Genomic DNA, 23,235 nt, shown 5'->3' with positions numbered 1-23,235 from the left:
GCATGCCGATGATCCGCTTGCCGAAGGCAAACTAACTTGACAGGATCATCGTGCAACAGGGTTAATCCTGTGCTAGAGATTATGGAATGGGATCATGAGCAAAAAAGCAAGCGACAAGCCAACCGCCGACAAGAAGGACACCAAAGACAAAGCCAGCAAGGAGGCCGCCAAAGAGAAGATTCGCAAGATCAAGATTGATGAATTGGAAGCTGAGGAAGAAAACGGCGACAACGCCTCGCTTCCTAATCTGTGCGCCGGAGTTCGCGGTTGAAGCCTGTTTTCCCAAATGGGAAGGCTTGAAAAGCGTTTGGCAGTGTAGGCTTTCCGTTGACACTATTTGCCGTGTCGCTAAGCGTATTTGTATCATCAGATGGCAGTACAGTCGATTTCGTTGAGCAAGCTAGTCGCCTTTTGCCCTATCGGGGAAAAGCACCTCATATTGTCCCATATTCTGGGCCGCAAACGCTTGGTTCTCGGACCGCCGCATGTCGGTGAATTCCGGCGCCAAAACTGGGAAAGCGCCACAGCGACGCAGCTCACTGAGGCTATGTCTGACGCGGGCTTGATCTGGTCCGCGGATGCCGGTTCTGGTGTCAGCGAAGCTGGGCAAATTCGCCAAGCTTATGCCGAAGCCGCCAGTTTAGCCGCACGTGAGATCGAGTTGTGCAGCCTCAGCACACTAGAGCCGTCCGAGCCTTCTCTCCCGACCGGGCGTCTCTATCTGTCGCGCGCTATCACTTCGCTCAGCCTGACAAACGGCAACTGGCTTGTTACACACGCTGCCGGCCCGGTGACCCAGCTGGATGCGGGCCTTTGGGCTTATCTACAAACATTCGCTGACGGCAGGAGCATCGATTCAACCGAGTGCCATATCTGGGCGTTTCTGTTCAGTCGGCTGCTGCTCTGCCAGTCCGCCGAGCAGGAGCAAGCCGCGGCGGCGCATCGGCTGAGGCTAGACTTGGAGATGCTTCCAAATCTACGATTAGTGACGCGGCCGGACGACCAATACCGCCAGATCCACCGCCCATTTACAGTCGCTCGCATCGATCGGCCGAGCGCCGCGCGCAGAATCGCGCTGATCGGGCCCTGCATCGCTCAGCAATTCGCCGAGTGCCTAGTGTTTCATGGATATGCGGCGGGTTATGCGATCGACATTCATAGCATCGTCGCGCCCGAAGATGACTTGGGGCCAAACCCACCTGATCTTATCGTCATAAGCGCCGGCCAGTTCGTTCCCTATGTCGTTCAATTCGCAGCACGCGGCGCATGGACTGATGCAGAAGCGCTGATGGCGCGGGTAGTTGAGACAATTGAGGGCTGGCTGCAACAGGTCCGCTCCAAGTCGCCGGCACCGATCGCCGTTGTCGCCGCACATCCGCCGGCGCTCGGCATCCATGCCCCGGGTTCTGCCGATGCCTTCCGGCTGCGCGATTTGTTCTGCAGGATCAACCTAGCCGTCTGCGAAGCATTGGAGACGGTTCCACCAGCGGTACTGATCGATGAAATCGATGCGCGCGAGCGGCTGGGAATTCCTCGATATTGGGATGATATGATAAATGCATCTGCCCATCGCGCGCCGATGAGCTCTTGGTCATGGGTCCCCCACCGACCCGATGCCGCTAGCCCACCGGAGCGCCCGCCGCCGCCTGGTGCGGGCCAGCCCGATCCAGCCCTTGGCGTTACGATGGAGATCTTGCGTATACTGCGCCGGCTCGATGCGCCAGGAGTCCATGCGATTGTTTTCGAGCCGCGCGGGCTGTTGTGGCCGCTGGACGCGGATGATCGTGGGCTCGCGCGCGCGTCAATGACTAATTTCTTGGCCGATGTTCAAGACTTCCGGTTCGCTGGGATATCGGAAGCACTCGGCACGCTCTGGCGCCGGGGCCATCGGTTGATCTGCCTCTCTGACATGGACAAAGCGGATCTACAAAAGGGCATGCCAGAAACCTCTGCCAGATTGGATTCGCTCTTCAGCCGCGACATGATCGCGTCGACCATTGTAAACCGGGACAAACGCGACCAGATTTCCAGAATCGCCACAGCGGCCGGTGCGCAAGCCGTTTTGTGGGCTGACATTACAGACGTACCTGACGCAGAGGCGTCGAATGTCGTCCGACTCGGCCGCCACGAGCTATGGCGGATGCGCGAGATCATTCTCCGCGCGCCCGAACTTGAACCAAAGTTGCCCAGGCCACGCGAAGACGGACCACGAAACCTAACATCGAAAGGGGAAAATCCTGGGGCCGACCCTGCGTCATATGGCAAGCAACAGCTCGCACAAGTGATCAACACCGTAATTTCAAAAGAAGCCGGCCAAGCGCCGCCGGATGATTTAGAACACATTGCGGATTTGGGAATCGACTCACTGGGACTGGCTCAAGTGATTGCCGCGATTGAGGAGGCTCTTGACGTCGAGCTTGAAAGTTGGGAGCGTGGAAGTGCCAATCTATTCGAGGTAACCAATTTGCAAGCTCTCTTTCAAAGGGCGCTGCAACGGAGCCAAGCGCAAAGCTCCCATGACGACGCTTCCGACTGCACTGGGCGAAGATAGCCTTGCCGACACTATTGCGCAGTTATTGTGGCCTGATTCCGATACGAAAGCCCGCCAACGCCGAACAAATGAGCCGAAAGGAGACCTCATTTGAAGTCCGATAAGCCGAATACCGCATTCGCCGCTGAAGTCGAGGCTGCGCTGTCTCATAACCCCAGCGCTCTAGCCTTGGCTCAGTACTATCGCGACGGAGAGCTTATCTGGCGCACACGCGGGGAAGTTCTGACGCAGGCCCGAACGGTCGCATACGGACTTGTCCATGCGGGGCTCATGGCAGCCGAGCCTGTGCTCATCATGCCGTTCGGCGATGGTGAAGTGGACGCCGCAATTTGTATCGTTGCCGCGGTGCTCGTGGGCTGTCCGCCATTGGTCCTACCTGCGCTTGATGGGGGCTTTTCAAACGCGACGGCCGTCTTGACCCACGCCCAAGCCATAACCGATGCTCGTGTCGTTCTCGTGGCAACGCGAAATCACTCTCAGATTGCTGCAGCGAGAGACTTAGTGGAAGCGTCTGGCGCACCCGTTATGTGTCTCCATCTCGCGGCGCTTGAAACTGCTACGGTGGTTATAGAATTACCAAGGCGTGCGAATCGCATTGCGCGTTGCCACGCATTGCAGCTGACATCGGGTACCACTGGAGCAAGCCGGGTTTGTATTTGGCATGCTCCGGCAATGCGAACGGCTATCGCCGGTGTCGCACATTCTATGGCCCTTGGCCCCGGCGACCGGTTCTTCTCGTGGTCGGGCCTGCACCACACCGTCGGACTGCTAAATTTCCTGTTCGTCTCGCTCTTGCATGGCATACCAGCAACATTTATGAGCCCGCAGGTCTTCGCCGGTAACCCGGCCATGTGGCTGAGAGGGTTGCACGCAAGCGGTGCCACTATTACCGCGGCACCGAACTTCGCACTGCGCCAGATCGCCGACCGTGTCGATCCGGATCTAATTGCTGGACTGTCGCTATCCGGGATCCGCGCAATCTGGAACGCGGGCGAGAGAGTACTACCGTCGAGCATTTCCGCGATGCTCGAGACACTATCCGGTACTGGGCTACGCCCTGAGACATTGCGGGCGAACTACGGTTTGGCCGAAAACACCGGCGGTGCAACTTTTTCCTCGACTGGTGACTCGCCGCTATTGGTCGATTCGCTTGATGCCGGGGCAATTGAGACGCGTAGAATTGCAGCCGACTGGAGCGCTGGCGCCCGACGTTCTGACGTCGCTACTGTGGGCGCACCATGGCCAGGATTGTCGGTATTGACTCGGGATGACTACGGCCGTGCTCTTTCTGAGCGCACGGTAGGGCAGATCGTGCTCGACAGCCCGTCGCGGTTCGAAGGGTATCTCTACGATCAGGCTGCCACGGATGCTATGTTCGAAGGTAAGCTACTGTTGACCGGAGACCTTGGATATCTCCGCCATGGTCAACTCTTTTGGATCGGCCGGTCACAAGACGCCATAAATATACGCGGCCGCAAGATCGACCCGGACGAGTTCACGGCGGTTTTAGAGGATATCGAAGGCGTCGATGCCGGGCGCTTCGCGGCCTTCGGAGCGGTCGACCCAGAGCGCGGGACAGAGCGGATCGTATTGATCGTTGAGCTAACCTCAAACGATGCCAAGACCCAGGCGCTGCGTGCCATCCGTCGCAGCGCGGCGGAGAAACTCGGGGTCGTGCCTGACGAAGTAGTAACGTTGGCCCCCAACACGCTTGCGACGACCATCAGTGGAAAGCGCCGACATCGTCATTATCGCCAGCTGTGGGAATCCGGTGGTGCCCAGTTCATGCACGCCACGGAAGACGGCAAAACGCTGCTTGGCTGAAATCATGCTGTACCATCAATATTCTAGCCCAAAAAGGAGCGCTCGGTCGACTCCCAAGTCAGACTGCGCGCGAATGCATGCGACCTGATAATGGCATGTCGCGCGCGCTGCTCGTACCAAGCCCGGTCGTTGGTCAGACGGTCGATAGCGGCGAGCCAGTCATCGAGAGGTTGCTCGGGCACGTGCTGGCGCACGTGACCTCCTGGATTTTTCCGGTCGTCCTCGAAAACGATTGGCACCGCAGTACAAAGCACTGCAGTTCCGAGGCCGGCCTCGGCTAAACCGCCATGTCGCGCACTTACAACGGGCAGGCCACGCAGCATCGCCTCAATCGAAACGAGGCCCAACGATTCATAGCAGAGCGACGGTACGAGGATGATCGACGCTTGATCATATACCGTTCCGCCGTCATGGGAGTGGTCCTCAATGATAACGTTGCCGCGCTGCGACAAGGCATCACGCTCGGTATGAAGAGTCCGCCAGCCGCACCGTACCAGAAACTGCAAATCCGGCCGCCGGTCGGCAAGTGCCAGCAAGATCGGCAGCCCCTTCCATGTGTTAGGATTGAATACGCCAACCGGCCCACCAAAGGGCTGCGGTCGCGGCGGCACTTCCGAAAGCGCAAACAACGGCGGCAGGTTAACGCGCGCCGCTATTCCCAAGTGCTGCCGAAGATAGGCCGCCAAGTACTGGCTCGGTACGACCACGCGGCAAAGGCGCATCGCCTTTGTGGCAGCAGGGTCAGCCTGAACCGCGAGCGGCCCGCCAGGCAAAAAGTGGACAGTTTGCGGTGCATACACCAACATTCCCGTGAACCGCTCGGCGATGACTGAGAGCAACGTGTGCGCGGGCCTGCCTCCGATATCCGACATAATAACGGTCTCCGCGCCCGTGCGCCGGAGTTCGGATAGAACGAACGGAAGGAACCGCCCGCCAGCATCGATGACGCCTGCGCCGCTGAGCGCCCCACTCTTGAATCGCACCACACCACTTGATGATCGCGAATACCTCAAACCGCTCGCGGCAAGGCCCGCGACTGTCTGATCGGTGAGATCGCTAGCATCTTCGTCGGCCAGTCGGATCAGGCAAGAAACATCGTGCCCGAGCTCTGCAAGTCCCTGAGCGATCATCTGCAGGACATGAGCCCCACCATGCGCTGGCGGGAAGAGGCCGTCTAGAGTGATAAGAGAGACCCGCATCAAATGCTTACGGGCCGCTGTTCGTGCACCGTTAGACCTACACAAAGACACCTATTCCATACTTCGCTTTGCGTTCTGCGACGGGAACTTTTCACGATATAGATCCTTATAGATCCTTCGCGGAGCTAAAAACACCAACGTCGTCCGGCGGGTGCCTTCAGTGCTTCAGTACTACGCGTCAGATATATCGCCGATGGATCATTACTGCCGGGCAGATCGAATCGGACCCAGCCCTTCTTCTCATACCACTGCGCTGCAGTTTCCGAGCGCACACCTTGATTGACACGCACGAATCCCATTTTGTGGCAAAGCGCGATCGATCCGACTTTCATGAACATGCATATTTCATTGTGCCGTTCCGATGACGGCACGAAACCGCCATCCAGCCAAGGACCTAGAGCCGGGTCCGCCCGCGATACAGTTCCGAGGACGAAGGTCGCTCCAACGGGCTCGCCATTCTGCAGCGCAACCAGCGCTATCGGTAACGTATCGCGGTTGGCACAGCCGCGGAAATCATCCTCCGGGTCACGTCCTGATTCCTTCTCTTCCGGACAGCTATTGCGATACCACTCACCGAGCGTAGGAATGAGATCGGGAAAGTCTGCTACCAGCGCAAGATCCATCTGTTCTGGCCACTCCTTTTTTTAACACCGGGAAGAATAGCAACGGGCGAATTCGCTGCCAAGTGGACTTTTCGTAACAGGTACGCCTTTACTGGGATTATTCCTTTACTTATAGACGATGTGCCTTTGCGAGACAGCCATGAACACCCAACTGGAAGAGTTCAACAGTCAATCCGACGTCGAGGATATGCTCGGCGCGCTAGAACGCGATGGCGTGGCGGCGATCCGCGATGTGATCGATCCGGCTCTGATCCAGCGGATCGACGATGATCTAGCGCCATATCTTGCGACGGATCGTGCGCGCCTGCGGCGCGAGCTCGCCGCTGGCGCGGCGCGGGTTGGCGCGGTTCTGGCCAAAACGCTGGCTATAGTTCCAATTCTGCAATCAGATTTGCTCCACAACATCGCTACGCGATTCTTGTTGCCACATTGCGCGTCCTACCAGCTTTCGGCGATTCACCTGATAGAGGTTCAGCCAGGCAGCGCGCAGGGTACAATTCACCGCGACGATGTGATCTGGCCGATGCCGTGGCCCCGACCGGTGGCGGTTATCAACTTCCTTATTCCAATGACCGATTTCACGACAGAAAATGGCGGCACACTGGTGGTGCCGGGCAGCCATCGCTGGGCGCGCGATCCCGACAAAATCGGACCTGGCCGGCTGGATCTGGATGCGGTCGATCCTGTTCGACCAGAACAGCTTGTAACAACGGACATGGCGTGCGGCGCAGTTCTGCCGTTGCTTGGCGGGGTGCTGCACTGTTCGGGCGCCAATCGCACCGACCAGCCGCGCCGGGCACTGTCGATCTCTTTGATGCTCGGCTGGCTGCGCCAGGAGGAAAACTTCTATCTGACTGTCCCCCGCGAGCGGCTCGATCGGCTTCCCCAAGATGTACTTCAACTGATCGGATACCGTATCCATCATCCATATCTGGGTCATACAGGGTTTGAATGACACTACAATAGGAGCACAGTAAATGTTGCTAAGCGATCGCCTCAGCGACACGGCCTTGAGCCGAGCGGTTACGGACTTTGAGACCGACGGCGTTGCATGTGTGCGCCAAATATTCACCCCCGACGAGATGAAGACACTCTGTGAGGTTTGCACACAGGCCGATGCGGCACCAGCCCCAACCCTTGAGACATGCGAAGACATTCTCGTCGATGGCGTCCGTCGGCGCTTCTACATCGATCAGGGTCTCGTCCGGTTTTCCGCATTCGAGCGGTTCGTCCTGGCTTCGCCAGCCGCCGAGCTCGCCGGGCGGCTGATGCGCGCTCGCTCGATCCGCTACTTCACCGATCAACTGATTGTGAAGGAAGCCGGGACAAGAAAGGAGACACCCTGGCACCAGGATATGCCGTACTGGCCCGTTGAGGGCCGACAGATGTGTTCGATTTGGGTGCCAGTGGATGCGGTTCCTCGGAGCGCAGGCATGACCTTTGCCGCTGGAAGCCACCGCTGGCAGGCGTACAGCCCGCGCGACTTCACCACCGGCGCCGAATTTGGCCCGCGCTACATGCCAGTTATGCAGGACCCAGAATCCGTTGGTGCGACAATTATCGGTTTCGAGATGCAACCCGGAGATTGCCTAGTGTTTCATGCAATGACCGCCCACGCTGCTCCGTGCAACGCCACGGCTTGGCGGCGGCGGGCCTTCTCCGTCCGCTGCGCGGGCGAGGACGTACGCCACCGTTGCCGTCCCGCAGCAACGCAGGAGCGCACTGTCGGCCGACCAGAGAATGACGGACAACTGCTGGAACCAGGCGAGTTCCCGGTTATCTGGAACTCAAAAGGATAGATGCAATCAATGGCGGCAACTTCAGATCTTCCCGGCCGGCTTCTCGATCAGCTTGTGCTCGCCATGCCCCCGGGCACCCTACAACGCGCAGCACGGCAGACCGCTCTTGCACAACTTGCCGATGCTATGGGCGTCATCTGCGATGGCGAGGCACTGCAGGCGGTAGCGGACCAGATGCGCCGACGTCATGGTTTGTTGTCCCGCGGCGCAACAATCTCGTGGCTGGCAGTTCGTGGGCTCACCATCGATTCTTGGGTCCAAACTCTCGAGTCAGACCTGCTAGAGCAAGCGTTTCTGGCGCATCCTGATGTGGCAACCGCGGGGCGGGCACTTTTCGACGCAGATCCGGATTCATACGCGCGGATCCACGCCGGGTACATCGCTGTTGAAGATGAGGGCATTGCCCAAGAGCTTTGCCACGTTCTGACGGAATGCGACACAAGCTTTGACACGTTGGCACGGCGCTACTCAGTTTTGTTTGCCGATGGAGTATCCGAGCATCCTTTGTCAAAGTTGACGATCTATGCTTGGGAGGCGCCTGGTGCGGTCCGCCAAAAGGCACTTTCCCCGGGATTTTCCGGACCTTTGGACACATCGCCGATCCCGGACCGAGGACTCTGGCTTGTATTTCGAGTCTATGCGGTCGAAGACAGCACCTATGACGAGGACACCCAGGCCCATTGCGCGCGGCGGGCGCTGGCTTCTATGCTAGGACCCCGAATTCAGCGTGCGTTCCGGGCGATACTCGATCAGCTTGGCTGCGATATTCCGGACGATGTCGCGTCGCTCGCCGTTCTCTCAGATCGCGAGATTTTCCTCGCCGGACTACGGCGCGACCGGCCGACGCGAGGCCCCGAGATACTGGACCTGGACAAAGCAGGACGAACTCCATGACGGCGCAGCACTCGGCACGACGCGCAAACCGCGGGGGAAAACTTCCGCAATACACCGCGATCCCAGAAAGCTTTGCGCCGTACTTCGACCGACTCGATTATGCAGCCCAGCGCCAGCGCAATCTCGCGTTGGTTTTCAAGATGCGGTCGCTTGGGCTCGCATTGCGTCAAGACCGAGGTCGCGACTGGGAGCATGTACATACCGCCCTACGTATCCAAGAGGATTTCGGTCGCGGATCTTCGGTGCTCGATGTCGGCGGCGGCGGCAGTCTCTTTTGTTATGAACTGGCCCTTTCTGGCTATCACGTCACAGTCGTAGATATCGATCCCCATGCGGTAACTGCCGTGCAGTCAAACGCGGCGGCACTGGGCATTGCGGACCGCCTCTGTGCCTTGGAGATTGCGCCGGAGTGCGGGTGGGATGTGAAATCCGGAGCCTTCGACGCTGCCGTTTCGATCTCAGTTTTTGAGGGTTTGATGAAACGCCAACGCCAATCATTCTTTACAGAGATCCACCGTGCATTAAGCCCCGACGGGCAGCTCTTTTTGACCTTTGACTTTGGCGCCGGTGCCCGCGCGCTGGGTGATCCCCCGGTCTCCATTATCGACCTGCAGACCGAGATTATCGCCCGTTCGGGACTGGCAGCACCTGATCCTTTGCCAACCGAACCCGCCCCGGGGTCGGCTCCGATGATCATGGTTCTGCCCGAGCTTGAGGGCACCGACTTCCGGATCGTACGATATCATTTCGGTGCGGTGCGCCTGGAGAAAAAGCAAGGTCTTGCGCCGCCAGCGACCGACGCCCCGTGCGAGATCGTAGCGCCCGGAGGCGCCCAAAGCCCCCAGGCGATGTTGAAAGCATCGAGCCGGGTCGGCGGGGCGCATCTTGCTGTCGCGGCGCATGTTTGCCTGGAGATTGTCGACGAAGATTCGCTAAAGAGAATCCACTGGATCTCCGACGGCGAAAGCGCCGAGGTTGCGACCGTCTCCAGCCGAATACCGGATGTAATCCTGACCGCGAATGAGGCGGATCTAGTCCAGCTACTCGGCACGCCGTCTTCATTCTGGGGGCTTTACTATGCAGACAGGATGCGGATGCGAGGCGATGTTTCGATGGCGCTGCGCCTGTTCGGTGAAATGCCTGCGGTTGTGCGTACCGTAGCGGTCTGCATGCGGACAAATCCATGACCTGCCCGTCGTTTCGGCGCCGGGTGATCACGATCGACGCGCCTAGGTACGAGTACCGCCCAGCCGTACTGCCACAAAAACTCTCGCCCTGCGCGCTCGGCAATTGGTCCGCAGCCAGATTGAGCACCAGGCTTGGCACCAGCAGGCTGTGGGTTGAGTACAGCTGCGATGGCATGTATCACCCCCGACCAAACGTTAACAACGGGCGATACTTCCGCAAGCGCATGGCGGCGTCTGACGCTCTGGAGCGCATCGTATTCTGTGATCACTACCCAGATGTGCACTATATCTCGGCAATCGATGCGGAGAGCTTGGACGGTGTCCTTTCCGCAGACCTGCCGTGCTTAAATGGTCCGGGCGGTCCTCCGGACAATCGGGTTTTGTTTGTCGGAAATAGACGCAGTGGAACGCACATGCACTATGATCTGCCAGACAACGTTGTGCTGGTGCTCGAGGGCTCCAAACGCTTTATTCTTTTCCCACCCGAGCAAACGGATGATCTGGCCCCCTATGCCACCCACCACTATTGCTCGAACTTCTCCAGCCTGACGGATCGCGATCTGGTGAGCCGCGCAACGGCTTGCGCAGACAGTATCACGCTGACGGTCCAGCGCGGCGAGATGATCTATATTCCAAGCTGCTGGTGGCACCGGGTAACGAACGATGGATTCTCGGTCAGCCTGACCAACCTTTGGCCGGTCAGCAAACGTCGGCGGGAAATGCCGAGTTATCGTCGCTATGCCGATGCGCTCGCGCGCCACGGAACTGGCGACCTGTAGGCCCAGCTTGCTCTAGGGTACGGCTGCTCGTGCGATGTCCCGTCGTCCTATGCTGTCGATGCTCAGCGATCTTGCGGACGAATTAGGGCATAGTCCTTCAATCGAAATTCGGCTGGAGCCCCGACCTGCCGCGTGCCGCGCTCGACAGCCAGAACATCGCGCTGCACGAACAGCGACGTGATCATCTTTGGGCCATCATCCGGCATCGACCCAGCCGCCCGCATCAGCGTCTCGGCCAACCGGCTGAGCGGCGCCCTATTCGACCATGGATGCTCGGCTGACTGAAAATTGTACCAATGCGGCCAGGACCAGTCCTCGATGAAGTAGAGGCCACCTGGCGCCAGCAAGGGGAACAAGATCTCAAAGCTTGCCTTTGTCGCGGAAAGATCGTGCGAGGCATCGTCGATCACCATATCCAGCCGCCCGCCTAAGTCGCGGTTAAATATCTCGCCCAAAGCCGTTCGATCGGATTGATCGGTCGCCCACCGCGTGACCAGGCGCGCGCCATGGCCGCGAGTTCTACGGAATTTCTCAAAGTAGGCGCTATCGTTGCGCCGAGCCAGATCGACAGCGACCAAGCGCTCGGGTGCCAGAAGCTCCGCCCACAGCGCAGCGCTGGCGCCGTCCCAGATACCCAACTCAAGAACATGGAGAGGGTGGAACTCGGGTGCCAAAGCACCGTGCGCTCGCCAGAACCGGTGATACTGATCAATAACGTCGCGGGTTTTGAATAAACGAAAGTACTCGATGCTTTCTGGCCAATTGTCGCCGGGCGTGTGTTCTAGCCGGAAGGTCCAGCCGTCCAAAACCATCCTGTCATCGTGCCAGATCAAATCTTCAAAATCCGCCATTCGTCCCTGTCCCCTAATCGCACGCCTGGCCTTTCGGCCGGCCAGCGCTCCTTGATGGCGGAGTACTGGCGAAACAATATCGGCTTGCTTTTAGAACAGCGAGGCTTTTCTGCTAGGTGCGGGGCCTAGTCCACAATCGCGGACCAAGCGCGGTCATGGCACTGCCTCACGAAGCATCTTTTTTGCATTTTGCCCTTTCACGCATACTTCGCTGGAACCTTGCGGCCTGTTTCGAAGACTACCACCCATCTGGTCAGCAGTTCCGCGTGTTTGATGGCATCATTGGCCGGTCGGTGTACCTGCCTTGCCCTAAGAGCGGCAGCCTGTGAACACTTTCGCGAAATAGCACGGGACAAACTAATTCGAGGATTAGCGCATTCTCCGAAAAGGAAGGATGGTTGTTATTTGGGGGTTAGCCTTTGTATCCGAGTTTGGTTACAAATGCCGACAAAGTCCCCGACTTTTGAATTGTGCTTTCTTTTTTGCTGTACGCTCGACGGATGCCGTCGGAACACGCGGGCGGATCAACTGGAATGCGCACCCGTCCCCTGACCGACATGCACGCGACGCAGCGCGAAGTCATACGATCAGAACATGAACATTAGCTGCGCACGACCACACGCAAGCCACTGTAATTTAATCATAATCATCACCATCCGTCACGAGATCGACGCCCGCTATTCGCTAGAGTGCTCCGACGCAATTGGTTGCGGGGTGATTTGCACCTATAGGGCTAAGTTATAGATACTACATGGGTCGCGTGAGCTGCAACTCTTAGCCGCCCGCCAAGTCACTGAAATATCTTTGGTTTTCCGATGGCATTGGTTGCGGGGGCTCGCAACTTACGTTTCCTGCGATTTACGAAAAATGGCGTTCGGCAGCTTGCCGCGTTATAAAGGTCAACGATACTGCAAATAACAATGATCTCGGTCGTGGCGTCGGTTTCAATTAGGCACGATCCTTAGCGTGTGTCTAACCCACACCTCACAACCTTCGGCAACCGCAATAAGCTAAGGATCATCGTCAAACTGCTACCGCAAAGCTTCAAGCGTTAGATCAACACATGCACTTCGTCGCTTTCTTGTGAAGAATTCTCAACAACTTAGAGGCCTGTCCAAAAGGTTCCTCAAAATCAACCTGCGGAGAAGATTGCAGACGACGAATGTCATTATCCAGGACGGAGCATTTAGCCTTGCCGAAAAAGAAAGTTAGAAAAAAGTGTAACTACAAGTCCCAAAAACAAAACACTCAAGACCCATGCCACGCTCTCCAAAGTTGGAAGCAAAGCAAGACTTGAGCGATCTCCATAGCCTACAACAAGAGAGAAATACATCCAAAACAGACTCACAAATTCTGATAAAGAAGCAGGATTTTCAATATCGACAAATGGGCCAAATTCTTGGACATAAATCACATGGAGTACGCTAAGAAGGGTCGCAGGCAGCAAAGCAAAGCAAAGCAAACGCGCGGGACTTCTTCCATGCCCTGTGGTCAATCCGACAATTCGATGCAACACAAATGTTGCGACAGATATTGATTTTTCTTGCTCTAAGCTGGCAAGCGCCTGTGACCGCGAGATATTTCGCCTCACAGTCTCGGACAGGCCCATAACGTCATCAACAGGTTCTGCCAACAAATTATCGGGTGGTACGAACCGACCGATCCAATTGGTTTTGCCGTCCTGATTGGGCCAGTTTCCATTGATAATGGAACACCCCGGCAACGTACTGGCAATTAGATCTACCTTTTCGAGATCAGGCCCAAAAATAAGTGAGTTGTAAGCATGCAATACTAATCCCTTACTTGGACCTCCAAAATCAGCAGTCAGGACTTCACAGTCTCGCAATCTAATTGATGGGCCAAGATAATTACGAATCGAAATTTCTTTGAACGATGAAGTTGATGCTGAAATGTTTGGAACACCTCCGTTGGCCGACAGTTCAACGTTGCGGCATTGTTCGAAACTGATAGCAAGGAAAGTTCCTTCGAAATCAAACCGGACGGCATTCGCCTCCTCGAATGTAGTGTCGAATTTTGTAACATTCTTGCCAATAATTTCCAAAAAGTTGCAACAACACACGCGACCTCGAACAAAAGATCCTCCCTGCAAGCTAATACTTTCGGCACTGCAAGTGCTGAATTCGACTTGGGCGCATCGTGTTTCAAGAAAGTCCAAATTACCAAATTCGCAATTGACAAACTTACAATCATCAAACGTACAGCTAGAAAATTCTGAATTCGAGAAATCGCAATTGTGAAATGAACACTTCGTGAAATAGGAGTTCTTGAAAGTACACCCTCGCGCCAGCAAAGCATCAAAATAATGATTCAGGAAGTTCGCACCTTCGAAAATCTCATGTCCTAAATCAATCGGTGATTCCTTGAACTCAAAATTCTTCCACTTTTCCTGCTTAAGAAAAGCCTGCGCTAATGGCTTCATTGCTTTGCCTCGTAAGAATACATTTTGACCTTTGGTTCACTATCAACAAGTTCGCGAAATCTTCGGAGTTCGGAATAGTCATTGAACCTAGTGTCGTTCAGGCTGCTGATTTTGCGCAGTTCTGGATCAAATAGCGATGGATGCGTCACGATCTCTAGCGTTGTAGGACCTTCTACTGAAAATACATGAAGGACTTTCTCCATCAATTTTTCTGAGCTTTGTCCTCGTCCGGTCCAGTCACTTGTACAAATAGCGGTTGAGCGACAGCCTAACATCGAAATTTGCTTGCCTAGCGCCAAGGTACCGCCACGGACAGGCACACCGAACTCAGAGGCCAATTTCAGATATATGGGGAGGAGATGGCTAAGTCTGTGCGGTCCGTGATGCGAATCCAAGTGGGAAGGTGGGTGCCCAATGACACGGCAGAAGAGATCAATTTGTGCTCGCCACTCTCTTTCCACTTCATCCGCCCGAGTATTACTTAAATTTTCCTTGGGAGCAAAGCTTTGTGTTTTTCTGTCAATAAGACTTAGAACATCTTTCAGTATTGGCTTTCCAGAAGTGAGTTGCAGGTGCACACCAATTTTATAGGTATTTATACTATATTTCAATTCACTCAAACTTTGCACGCTTTGGGGCAAGCACATCATGGCTGTTGTATTCGATATCGCGCCTTCCTTAAAAAGCTGTATGATGGCATGGTCCACGCTTCCTGCAAGAAGGAAATCATCGGCGTTAACCAGGACTCTAATTCCTTCAAAGTTTTCTAGCATCTATTGCCCCGTATATTGTATTGTTGGGCGAGTTTTGCGATCTAACTATTGTTGTGCTGTTCCAACCGTCAACGTAAGTGTACTTTTTAATTGCATGCACAGTATGCTCAAAATACCCTTGTACGTTGTGGATCACACCACCATCCAAGACTACTAGATGAGGATTAAGCGCGACTATTATATGCGAAATTGCCAAGCCAAGATAATCAGTAGCGTCATGAAGTGCTGAGAGCGCCAAATTATCTTTTGTATCAACTCCAACATTTATTAAGTCTATGGAAAGAGAGTATTTTTTATCTAGAGTAATTTCTTCCAATGCCCGCCTTAAAGATGAGTTGGAAATATCAAGATCTTCCTCCTGGGATTTGTGTCGTTCTGTGAAGAACCGGTTTACGATGTTAGCGCTGATCCACGGTCTTGATGAATACGTTTCTAGTGCTCCACGCGCTCTAAAGTCGTCAAAATACTGTCCTTTAGGCTCGACAATTGCATGGCCAAGTGGCCCTGCAAAGCCTGCGCCACTTATAGGGGCCGAATTTGCAACGATAAGAGAACCAATGCCTTCATTTACATAAATGAATAAGATGACTTTGCTTTCCCAGTCTTGGGTTAGTTCTTGGTCAAGTGAATAACCAATATGCCCCATTGCGCTTGCTAATACATCGTTCACGAGCGTGTAGCGCGCAGAGTGTTCCGAAAGACAGCTTGTTACGTTGCATTCTTGTCGTATATTGAGCCTCGAAACTCTAACGACTGTATCGGGCGGGCGGAGTGAACCAGGCATTACGAACGATACATTGACGTTATGGACGTCCATGCCTGGCGCGATCTTGCTCACAGCTTTAGACACTTCGACGTCCACGCCTCGAAACAACGCCTTGCCTGTTGGATCTGAGAGATCGGGCGCAAATTGAGTTTCAAATAAAATCTTAGGTTTACCAGCCTCACTTCGTATGCAAGCTAGATCAACAGTTTCGGTTTCCAGCTGAACTACTACTTCCATTTCCACTTCCTAAATGTCGTTATTTTCCGGCTCAGGCAAGTAGCCCAGCCCCAACCATTCCACCATCGTTGTCAAAGACACCATAGTGGAGATTTGTTGAGGCTGCAGTCCTGGAGAACGCCACTCTATTTACTTCCTGATTAATGACATCAAGAAAAAAATCTGGCGTCGATGTGACTCTAAGTGCGTCCTGAAGTCCCAAAACCACACCACCGCCAAAGGTTATGTTCTTGGGGTTGAATGAATTCGCTAAGATTGCCGAAATCAATCCTAGGCCCTTACAAGCTCTTTCGAGTACTTGAAATGCTTCAGGGTCACCTTCGCTAAGCAGTCGCGTGAACTGTGCAAAGTCTTCGACATCTGATGATTTGATCTTTGAAAGTTCAGCGGCTAGCCCTGGCGCAGACGCGATTGTCTCAATGCATCCCGTTCGCTCACAGCTACAAAGGATTGTTGGCTCAGATGTTACCACGGTGTGGCCAAGGAAGCCTGCCTCTCCACTATCTCCATGCATGAGTTCGCCACGAACAATTGTTGAGCTGCCAACGCCAGTTCCGAGTACGAAATGTACGTGGCTCTCATCAACCCCTCCAAAATGTTTGTACTCTGCCCAAGCTGAAGCTTTCCCATCATTCTCGGTCGCCACTGTTTTGATTGCTGAGAACTCAGAACGTATCAGCTTGGACCAGTCAATGTTTTCGTAGCCTTCAAAATGCCCGGCGCTCTTTACAACACCATTTGGCCATACCGATCCAGTGGTGCTAATTCCGACTGAAGTGATGGCCTCAGTTTGCAGTCCTACCTTAACTGCATAAATCACAGCCTCCTTCACATCCGAAAATTTGTGCCCTGTTATCGAGATCGGGTCGAGGCGGACATCCAATGGGTCCTGCAAGGTGTAGGTTTTCTTGTCAAAAAGCCCACTTTTTACAGAAGATCCGCCTATGTCTAGTACAAGAGACTTCATATCACATTCCTTTCCGCTTATTCTGCCACAAAACTAAGCCAAATGCATCCAACTCGGTTGAGTTGAATCCATTGCTAAAGATCACTTCTCCATCAGTGTCGACTTCAACGTTACTATCTGAGAAGTTTACAGTCGCCGACAAACCTAGAGCCTCATTTTCGATTCTTAGAAGAGCACCTTCAGCCCACACTTTGTAGGCCTTTCGGCCTCCAACAACATCGAAGTGTGTTTCGAGAGTTGATAAAAGCTCACCCAAAATACCCTGTGTGTCGTCAAAACATCCCTCGAGTTGCTTTGGGTCAATCGAGCGCCGTTGTAATTCTCTTGGGTCACTCTCGAATTTTCTTTCGCGTTCGGGTTCGTCTCCGACTAACGCATTCAAGTAGATGTAGCTGTAGGTTGCTGTAAGTTCGGCAATGATAATCCCTGCCGCTAATTTTCTATTGAAAAGTGATCGATCTTGTTGAACTCCAAGAAGATGAGGAAGTGAGTTGTTACTCTCATAGATTATGCCGTTCGTAGCGCGTTTTTGAAAATTCATTTTATCCAAATAGAATTCATACCGAGATCGGTCCAAATCACTCGAGTTTCGTGATCGAAAAAGTATACCATCATGGGTTCGCAACGGCCTTACAATCAAGTAATCGTCACCTTCCCGGATAACGTCCAAATGGCTTGCAATTCGACTAGGGTCTTGAAAAAGAATCGAAAAAACGAAATGCGCTGTAAAGGAATAGTCAATTACCGCTGGCAGATGTTTGAAAGTATCCTTATACAAATCTACCTTCTCATCACTGTCAATTTGAAGCAGGCATTTTAGACCGACCCCAGCTGCATGACCAATGAGACCCTCCGAGATCTCAATTCCGTCGGGGTTATGCACTTCAACACCGCCTGGGTTGCGGGTGTGGTCTACGTTTTGGGCTGTCTTGCCAAAATAACCCAGTGCGTCCAGCCGTAATCCCCAAACCCCAATACTTGCATAGAGTTCTATCGCAGCTTCTACCTGTGCGCGCACTTGATCGTTTGAAAGATTGATATCGACAGCTTGCTCACCAAAGGTGTGCCAGATATACCAATTGGCGCCATCAATTTGGCTTTCCAAATATACTGAGCCTCCTCGGGGCGCATATGGTGCCTCTGGCTCAACATCTGATTTTACCGCGTGAAGCATATCTGCATTCTGTTCTGGGTCTAGCAGAAACTGTTGAGCAATCGGATGGCCCCATGCAACGTGATTGAATATGCCGTCAATTATTGTGCGCCAGGAACGGGTTATATCTTCAAGTTCACTAAGGCTTCCAAAACGTGGATCAATGTCAGACCAAGAGGAGACTGCAAAACCGCCATCGCCTTCCGACTTCCACATTGGTAACAAGTGAAGGATTACTTTTGGCGGGATCGAGGATCTCAGCCTAAAAAAGGTCTCAGCCAGAGGAGTTTCTCGTGCTCCAGGATGAAATTGCTGCGGGTAAAGACCTACTATTAACAAAAGGTATCTCTCAACGACATTGTTGGATTACGTCGTCTGATGCTATTTTGAGTTCAAGTTTTTTCATGAGTTACCCCCAACTACCCTGCCCGAAGCGCTTTCGCTCCCATAACCACAAAAGTTCTAGCGATTGATCAAGCCTCTCACTTCGCCGATTGGCTACAATAGCTCCACCATCTACCAAGTGCCTCTCGAAATGTTCCTTCAGCTCAAATGGTGAATTTTTCAGGAATTTCCCAAGTAGGCTGCCCATTGGGAGTAAGATCGCTCAAGTGTGGCCACTGAGCAAGTTTTTTTGTACGAGCGGTGTCTGCAATTGTGGGCACGCCATGTGTCGGTTCGATCGGGCGGTGAACCCCAATGGTTAACGACGGGGGCCCCGATCTTGATTTGCTTGAGTTGCTGGCTCGTCAGCGAACCGCTCGAGCTTCGTCACAATCAGCCAGATGCACACCGGCAATAATGTCAGTTTTCATTTCTAAACCTGTTGTAATTCAATAGCGTAGAGGTAGTTTAGGGTTTGAAGTAGGGGTTATTGCGGGTGTCCATCTAAGAGCAATCGATTCCTGCCCTGCTTCGCGACTAAGGATCTCGTCAGAGGCAATAGGATCGCGATGCAGGCTCACCGCCAGTTTCACAGCTTACTTCAGCGGTTTGTCGTCGGGCATGGACACAGTTTCAACTTGGTTATGTCACTCTCTGAAACGCTCAAACACTAGGTCTCGCGTCACAATAACGCGGACTAGAAAGCCGGGGCGAATTGTGAGGGTCGGCGGCACTTCGAGCTGTCGTTCGATGATCCGCTGTCCTACCTCGTTGATAGTGTTCAGAGCTCCGTCGCGGAGCGCGCGGGCGAGGCGGTCGTCTTCGTCGGTGGCAAGTTCCGCGCCGATGGCCAGTAGGGTCGAGAGACCCGCGGCGCGCAGGACGCTGGCCCAGTGATTGTCGACGCGGTCTTCGAGACCGGCATAGCCCGTCGCATCCGCCCCGGACTGGCGTTCGAGGACGAGAGAACGCCCATCGGGGAAGATCAGCCGCGTCCAGACCAGGAGCACGCGGCGCTGACCGAAGGTTACGCCGTTGTCGTATTCGCCGATCAAGCGCGTCCCTTGTGGGATCAGAAGCAAGCTGCCGGTTGGGCTGTCATAGACATTCTGGGTGACCTGCGCCGTGATCTGGCCGGGAAGGTCGGAGCGAATGCCAGTGATCAGGGCGGCTGGGATGACGGAACCCGCTTGCAAAAGGTAGGGCGAGGCGGGCGGCTGGACGCGGTCGGGCGCAACTGTCCGACGGTCGACGGGTGCATTCAGAAAGGCTTGCCGGGGATCGGCTTCTGCGGGAACGCCCAGCCCGGCCCTAGGCGCGCCGGACGGCATTTGGGATCCGAGTGAAATGGCCGATGCGCCAGGTCGTGTCTGAAAAAACAACTCACTGACGCGGGCGGCCTCCAGTTCAGCCAGACGTTGTTGCTCTGCCGGGTCCATGGTGGGCGGTGTTAGGCTGGGTGCCGCAACAGGTTGGCCGCGCTGCTGCGCATCGAGAATGCCACCACCGAGATCGCCCGGCAGAGGTGGGCCGAGCTGCGGGATCGCGTCGTAGCTGCCAGGCAGATCGCGCAAGCCATCAGCGGGCTGCCGACGGTCGGTGGTGATCAGCTCGTCCGGTGCAGCGGTGCGGTCCGGGCGCTGCAGCCCAAAAATCAGCGCCGCACCGATCCCGAGGCCAGCAACAACACCGAGGCTGATAATTACCTTGCGCGAAATCCGTGTCACGCGGGGCGGATCAGCGCGCAACCGCATGGCCGACGCGGTGTCATGAGGTGTCTCCGTCATGTCGGCCGCTCCGCAGGTCCTTGGGCGGCAGCTGCGTCGGTCTGCTGTTCGATCCGCAGGATGCGCACGACCTCCTGTCGAGGACCGCGTCCGAGGCGGAGTTCGGCCGCGCCAAACAGGCGATCGATGATCAAAACGTTGCCATGGATGCGGCTGTTGACGATCTCAAGTTCGCCATCCGATCCGAGAACGAAGAGTGGCGGCATCTCGCCCTGTCCGATCCCGCGGGGGAAGACGACATAGACCCGGCGGCCATCGTCGAATACCGAAACCGGACGCCAAGGAGGAACGTCGCCTTGCACCTGCAGCCCGTAGCGATGGTTGCGCGCATGGGGCGGCGGGATCCTTGGCGTCGCAGCAGCAACGCGCGGCGTCTCAGGCGCTGGTGGATAGGCCCAGGAAATGCCGGGCATCCAGGTCTCTTCGCTGGCATTGAGCTCGATCATATAGGTGCGCCTGTCTGTCGAGATGACGAGATTGGTGGTGATGTCGGGGCGCGTGGGTTTCACAAGGACGAGGACACGGGTATCCCGGCCTGAGCCGCTTTCGGTGTCGCCGATGATCCAGCGGGCGGTGTCACCCGCCGCAATGGGACCGGTGCCGGTCAGGCGCTCGCCAGGTTCAAGCGCGATCGTCGTAATCTGCCCAGGGGCGGCATAGACCTGATAGAGCGCGCCTTCGGACCAGGGATAGATCTGGATCGCGTTGAAATACCCCGCGCGCCGGGGCTCCACCCGGGCTGCGTCATTTGCATTGCCCACCTGTGCGACCGGCGTCGGTGCCGTCTCTCCACCTCGGCTTGGTGTCCAGGCGGGCGGGACATGGAGCGGACGCGGGCGCTCGTCCGTCGCGGCGCTTGGGGGCGCGGGCAAGGGCGGAACTGCGTCGTCATAGGCGAATTGCGGCGGGCGGTCGCTGGCACATCCAGTCATGATTATAGCGGCGAGCAAGGCGACGGGCAGTATAGGACGGTTTAGGGTCATTGGCTCATCTCCCGCGACCAGCTGATCGCGTTGACATAAATTCCGAGGGGATTGGCGCGCAGACGTTCTGCCGTGCGCGGCGGGTCGATCACGAGGGTCAGGATCGCGGTCCAGCGTTCGGTCCGGGCGAGTTGGCCGTTGTCATAATGCCGCTCCGTCCAGGCGATCCGGAAACTGTCTGGCGACGCGCGGATGACGCTCGAGACGTCGACAGAAACCTGCTGCTCGCCCACACGGGTGAAGGGGTCATCGGCGCGGGCGTGGTCGTTCAGCGCAAGTGCCCCGCGGTCGGTGGCGAATTCATAGGCGCGCAGCCAGTTCTGCCGGACCACCACTGGATCAGCCGGCAGGCCCCGCACCTCTTCGATGAATCGGGCCAGATGCCAGGCGATCTGAGGATCGGTCGGACTATACCCCGCTGTCGCCGCCTCGACAGCACGGGCCTCGCCGTGGCGGTCGATTTCGACGACGTAAGGAACCACTGTGCCGCGCGCCGACTGCCAGACCAGCGCCGTGGCGAACCCGGACGAGAGGATCAGGCAGCCGAAGGCCATGAGACGCCAGTTCTTCGCCTGCACCCGGGTCGTACCCATGCGCTCGTCCCAGACCTGGGCGGCCTTCTGATAGGGGGTCTCGGGTTCGGGCGTTTTGCCGTAATGGGTAGCGGAGCGTTTGAAAAAGGTCATGTGCGATCACTTTCGGACAGGGAAACAGAGGCACCGCCGCCCGGGCTGTCGCCCGCGCGTAGCGCATGGGTGGCGGCAGAGACGCCGTGGCTCATCGCCTGATTGCGGCGCATGGATTGGGCCCAGGCGGGCGGGCCGCCTGCAGGTCCGGTGGCAGCTGGATTGGCAGCAATGGCAATCGAGCCTGAGGATGAGGTGCCGCCCGTGGCGGCGAACCCGGCACGCGCGCCGTCGGCATGGCTTGTACGTAGGCTTTCCGTGGCTGACGCCGCGGCATTGCGCAGGGGGGAGACCGCGGCAGAGCCTGCAGAGCGCGCGACACCGCCCAAACCGGAGGCGACAGCTGCGGCACCGGTCTGGCCCATCGACCCGAGGCTGTAAGCGGTCGAGGCCGCGCCGGTTGCTGCGGCCGCACCGCGCGTGGCGGCGGTGCCACGGGAAGCCAAAGCGCCTGCCCCGCGCGCCGCGAGCATAGCGCCCCCGCCAGTCGCGAATGCGGCACCGCCGACAGCAAGACCAGTGCCCACGGCAGCCCCTGCACCCAGCTGCGGACCGCCCGAGACGAGGCCGGTGGCAATGCCCGGGCCGAAGATGCCCAGACCCAGAAGCGAAAGTGCGGCCAGCACGATCGCCATGGCCTCGTCGATGGTGGGCGTCACGCCGCCGAACCCCGCGGTGAACTGACCAAAGAGCGTAGAGCCGATGCCGATGATGACGGCCAGCACCAGCACCTTGATACCGGAGGAAACCACATTGCCCAGCACCCGCTCGGCCATGAAGGCAGTCTTGCCAAAGAGGCCGAAGGGGATCAGCACGAAGCCCGCCAGCGTCGTCAGCTTGAACTCAATCAGCGTCACGAAAAGCTGAACGGCCAGCAGGAAGAAGGCCAGCAGCACCAGCGCCCAGGCGAAAAGCAGGCAGGCAATCTGGATGAAGTTCTCGAAGAAGGCGACAAAGCCCATAAGATCGGCGGTTGCTTCCAGAAGGGGCCGCCCGGCGTCGAGCCCGGTTTGCGCCACCCGGCCAGGGCGCAACAGATCGGCAGGCGAAAACCCGGTGCCGGAAGCAAGCAATCCCAGCCCCGCGAAACTGTCGAAGACGATAGCCGCCAAACTGTTCCAGTTGGAGATGAGCCAAGCGAAAACGCCGACGAAGAGGGTCTTTTTGACAAGGCGGGCAATGATGTCATCATCGGCGCCCCAGGCCCAGAAGAGTGCTGCGAGCGTCACGTCGATCACAATCAGCGTGCTGGCGACGAAGGCGACCTCGCCGCCCAGAAGGCCGAAGCCGGAATCGATATAGGAGGTGAAGACGCCTAGGAAGGTGTCGATGACGCCGGTGCCGCCCATGGC

The 23,235-nt window shown here is 56.2% G+C and carries 20 protein-coding genes; 8 read left to right on the top strand and 12 right to left on the bottom strand.

What is annotated here, in order from left to right:
- The first annotated feature begins 94 nt into the window (after positions 1–94).
- From R8G34_15280 to R8G34_15270, 3 genes are all read left to right on the top strand, one after another.
- A complete protein-coding gene (locus R8G34_15280) occupies positions 95–271 on the top strand; it encodes a hypothetical protein (GenBank protein MDW3224218.1) in 177 nt (58 codons plus the stop codon).
- Between the two features lie 276 nt (positions 272–547).
- The gene (locus R8G34_15275) at positions 548–2,551 is read left to right on the top strand and encodes an acyl carrier protein (protein ID MDW3224217.1); all 2,004 of its coding nucleotides are present in this window, start codon (positions 548–550) and stop codon (positions 2,549–2,551) included.
- A gap of 90 nt (positions 2,552–2,641) precedes the next feature.
- Positions 2,642–4,375: an AMP-binding protein gene (locus tag R8G34_15270; GenBank protein MDW3224216.1), complete on the top strand. Its 1,734-nt coding sequence runs from the start codon at positions 2,642–2,644 to the stop codon at positions 4,373–4,375.
- A 23-nt stretch (positions 4,376–4,398) separates the two neighbouring features.
- Here the strand turns inward: R8G34_15270 and R8G34_15265 are convergent, their stop codons facing one another.
- Both R8G34_15265 and R8G34_15260 read right to left on the bottom strand, forming a co-directional pair.
- Entirely contained in the window at positions 4,399–5,574 is a 1,176-nt protein-coding gene (locus R8G34_15265; protein MDW3224215.1) for a glycosyltransferase family 4 protein, read from the bottom strand.
- Between the two features lie 125 nt (positions 5,575–5,699).
- Entirely contained in the window at positions 5,700–6,197 is a 498-nt protein-coding gene (locus R8G34_15260; protein MDW3224214.1) for a hypothetical protein, read from the bottom strand.
- A gap of 139 nt (positions 6,198–6,336) precedes the next feature.
- Here R8G34_15260 and R8G34_15255 point away from each other — a divergent pair, with 139 nt between their 5' ends.
- The 5 genes from R8G34_15255 to R8G34_15235 all read left to right on the top strand — a co-directional run bounded on the left by R8G34_15255 (position 6,337) and on the right by R8G34_15235 (position 10,856).
- Positions 6,337–7,152: a phytanoyl-CoA dioxygenase family protein gene (locus R8G34_15255; protein ID MDW3224213.1), complete on the top strand. Its 816-nt coding sequence runs from the start codon at positions 6,337–6,339 to the stop codon at positions 7,150–7,152.
- 22 nt (positions 7,153–7,174) lie between these two features.
- Positions 7,175–7,996, top strand: a complete 822-nt coding sequence (locus tag R8G34_15250; protein MDW3224212.1) for a phytanoyl-CoA dioxygenase family protein — start codon at positions 7,175–7,177, stop codon at positions 7,994–7,996.
- Between the two features lie 9 nt (positions 7,997–8,005).
- Entirely contained in the window at positions 8,006–8,890 is an 885-nt protein-coding gene (locus R8G34_15245) for a hypothetical protein (GenBank protein ID MDW3224211.1), read from the top strand.
- On the top strand, positions 8,887–10,077 hold the full coding sequence (locus tag R8G34_15240; GenBank protein ID MDW3224210.1) for a class I SAM-dependent methyltransferase: 1,191 nt from the start codon (positions 8,887–8,889) through the stop codon (positions 10,075–10,077). The genes R8G34_15245 and R8G34_15240 overlap by 4 nt, the downstream gene beginning before the upstream one ends.
- Before the next feature lie 119 nt (positions 10,078–10,196).
- Positions 10,197–10,856, top strand: coding sequence for a cupin-like domain-containing protein (locus R8G34_15235; GenBank protein MDW3224209.1), 660 nt, complete (start codon positions 10,197–10,199; stop codon positions 10,854–10,856).
- A 62-nt stretch (positions 10,857–10,918) separates the two neighbouring features.
- Here the strand turns inward: R8G34_15235 and R8G34_15230 are convergent, their stop codons facing one another.
- From R8G34_15230 to trbL, 10 genes are all read right to left on the bottom strand, one after another.
- Complete coding sequence (locus R8G34_15230; GenBank protein MDW3224208.1) at positions 10,919–11,707, bottom strand: class I SAM-dependent methyltransferase; 789 nt, start codon at positions 11,705–11,707, stop codon at positions 10,919–10,921.
- Positions 11,708–12,893: 1,186 nt separating this feature from the next.
- Positions 12,894–14,147, bottom strand: a complete 1,254-nt coding sequence (locus tag R8G34_15225) for a pentapeptide repeat-containing protein (GenBank protein MDW3224207.1) — start codon at positions 14,145–14,147, stop codon at positions 12,894–12,896.
- Positions 14,144–14,920, bottom strand: coding sequence for a ChbG/HpnK family deacetylase (locus R8G34_15220; GenBank protein ID MDW3224206.1), 777 nt, complete (start codon positions 14,918–14,920; stop codon positions 14,144–14,146). Before R8G34_15220 ends, R8G34_15225 begins: the two co-directional genes overlap by 4 nt.
- A complete protein-coding gene (locus R8G34_15215) occupies positions 14,904–15,923 on the bottom strand; it encodes an ROK family protein (protein ID MDW3224205.1) in 1,020 nt (339 codons plus the stop codon). The genes R8G34_15220 and R8G34_15215 overlap by 17 nt, the downstream gene beginning before the upstream one ends.
- Before the next feature lie 31 nt (positions 15,924–15,954).
- Entirely contained in the window at positions 15,955–16,890 is a 936-nt protein-coding gene (locus tag R8G34_15210) for an ROK family protein (protein MDW3224204.1), read from the bottom strand.
- Position 16,891: 1 nt separating this feature from the next.
- Positions 16,892–18,259 carry an alpha-amylase family glycosyl hydrolase gene (locus R8G34_15205; GenBank protein MDW3224203.1) on the bottom strand — a complete coding sequence of 456 codons (1,368 nt, stop codon included), beginning with the start codon at positions 18,257–18,259 and terminating at the stop codon, positions 16,892–16,894.
- Positions 18,260–19,074: 815 nt separating this feature from the next.
- Positions 19,075–20,214, bottom strand: a complete 1,140-nt coding sequence (locus tag R8G34_15200) for a TrbI/VirB10 family protein (GenBank protein ID MDW3224202.1) — start codon at positions 20,212–20,214, stop codon at positions 19,075–19,077.
- A complete protein-coding gene (trbG, locus tag R8G34_15195) occupies positions 20,211–21,197 on the bottom strand; it encodes a P-type conjugative transfer protein TrbG (protein ID MDW3224201.1) in 987 nt (328 codons plus the stop codon). The genes R8G34_15200 and trbG overlap by 4 nt, the downstream gene beginning before the upstream one ends.
- The gene (trbF, locus tag R8G34_15190; GenBank protein MDW3224200.1) at positions 21,194–21,883 is read right to left on the bottom strand and encodes a conjugal transfer protein TrbF; all 690 of its coding nucleotides are present in this window, start codon (positions 21,881–21,883) and stop codon (positions 21,194–21,196) included. The genes trbG and trbF overlap by 4 nt, the downstream gene beginning before the upstream one ends.
- The gene (trbL, locus tag R8G34_15185; GenBank protein MDW3224199.1) at positions 21,880–23,232 is read right to left on the bottom strand and encodes a P-type conjugative transfer protein TrbL; all 1,353 of its coding nucleotides are present in this window, start codon (positions 23,230–23,232) and stop codon (positions 21,880–21,882) included. Before trbL ends, trbF begins: the two co-directional genes overlap by 4 nt.
- Positions 23,233–23,235: the final 3 nt, after the last annotated feature.

The sequence above is a fragment of the Paracoccaceae bacterium genome (assembly GCA_033344815.1).
In the GTDB taxonomy this organism is placed as follows: domain Bacteria; phylum Pseudomonadota; class Alphaproteobacteria; order Rhodobacterales; family Rhodobacteraceae; genus Roseobacter.
The sequence above is the reverse complement of the archived record's forward strand: the minus strand, read 5'-3'. Positions and strand labels throughout refer to the sequence as shown.

Coding starts and splice junctions, on each gene's coding strand:
- R8G34_15200 (MDW3224202.1), bottom strand. CDS start 20,214: ATGACGGAGACACCTCATGACACCGCGTCGGCCATGCGGTTGCGCGCT.
- trbF (MDW3224200.1), bottom strand. CDS start 21,883: ATGACCTTTTTCAAACGCTCCGCTACCCATTACGGCAAAACGCCCGAA.
- R8G34_15205 (MDW3224203.1), bottom strand. CDS start 18,259: ATGTGGAAGTCGGAAGGCGATGGCGGTTTTGCAGTCTCCTCTTGGTCT.
- R8G34_15210 (MDW3224204.1), bottom strand. CDS start 16,890: ATGAAGTCTCTTGTACTAGACATAGGCGGATCTTCTGTAAAAAGTGGG.
- trbL (MDW3224199.1), bottom strand. CDS start 23,232: ATGGGCGGCACCGGCGTCATCGACACCTTCCTAGGCGTCTTCACCTCC.
- R8G34_15280 (MDW3224218.1), top strand. CDS start 95: ATGAGCAAAAAAGCAAGCGACAAGCCAACCGCCGACAAGAAGGACACC.
- R8G34_15220 (MDW3224206.1), bottom strand. CDS start 14,920: ATGCTAGAAAACTTTGAAGGAATTAGAGTCCTGGTTAACGCCGATGAT.
- R8G34_15230 (MDW3224208.1), bottom strand. CDS start 11,707: ATGGCGGATTTTGAAGATTTGATCTGGCACGATGACAGGATGGTTTTG.
- R8G34_15275 (MDW3224217.1), top strand. CDS start 548: ATGTCTGACGCGGGCTTGATCTGGTCCGCGGATGCCGGTTCTGGTGTC.
- trbG (MDW3224201.1), bottom strand. CDS start 21,197: ATGACCCTAAACCGTCCTATACTGCCCGTCGCCTTGCTCGCCGCTATA.
- R8G34_15225 (MDW3224207.1), bottom strand. CDS start 14,147: ATGAAGCCATTAGCGCAGGCTTTTCTTAAGCAGGAAAAGTGGAAGAAT.
- R8G34_15240 (MDW3224210.1), top strand. CDS start 8,887: ATGACGGCGCAGCACTCGGCACGACGCGCAAACCGCGGGGGAAAACTT.
- R8G34_15260 (MDW3224214.1), bottom strand. CDS start 6,197: ATGGATCTTGCGCTGGTAGCAGACTTTCCCGATCTCATTCCTACGCTC.
- R8G34_15245 (MDW3224211.1), top strand. CDS start 8,006: ATGGCGGCAACTTCAGATCTTCCCGGCCGGCTTCTCGATCAGCTTGTG.
- R8G34_15265 (MDW3224215.1), bottom strand. CDS start 5,574: ATGCGGGTCTCTCTTATCACTCTAGACGGCCTCTTCCCGCCAGCGCAT.
- R8G34_15255 (MDW3224213.1), top strand. CDS start 6,337: ATGAACACCCAACTGGAAGAGTTCAACAGTCAATCCGACGTCGAGGAT.
- R8G34_15215 (MDW3224205.1), bottom strand. CDS start 15,923: ATGGAAGTAGTAGTTCAGCTGGAAACCGAAACTGTTGATCTAGCTTGC.
- R8G34_15250 (MDW3224212.1), top strand. CDS start 7,175: ATGTTGCTAAGCGATCGCCTCAGCGACACGGCCTTGAGCCGAGCGGTT.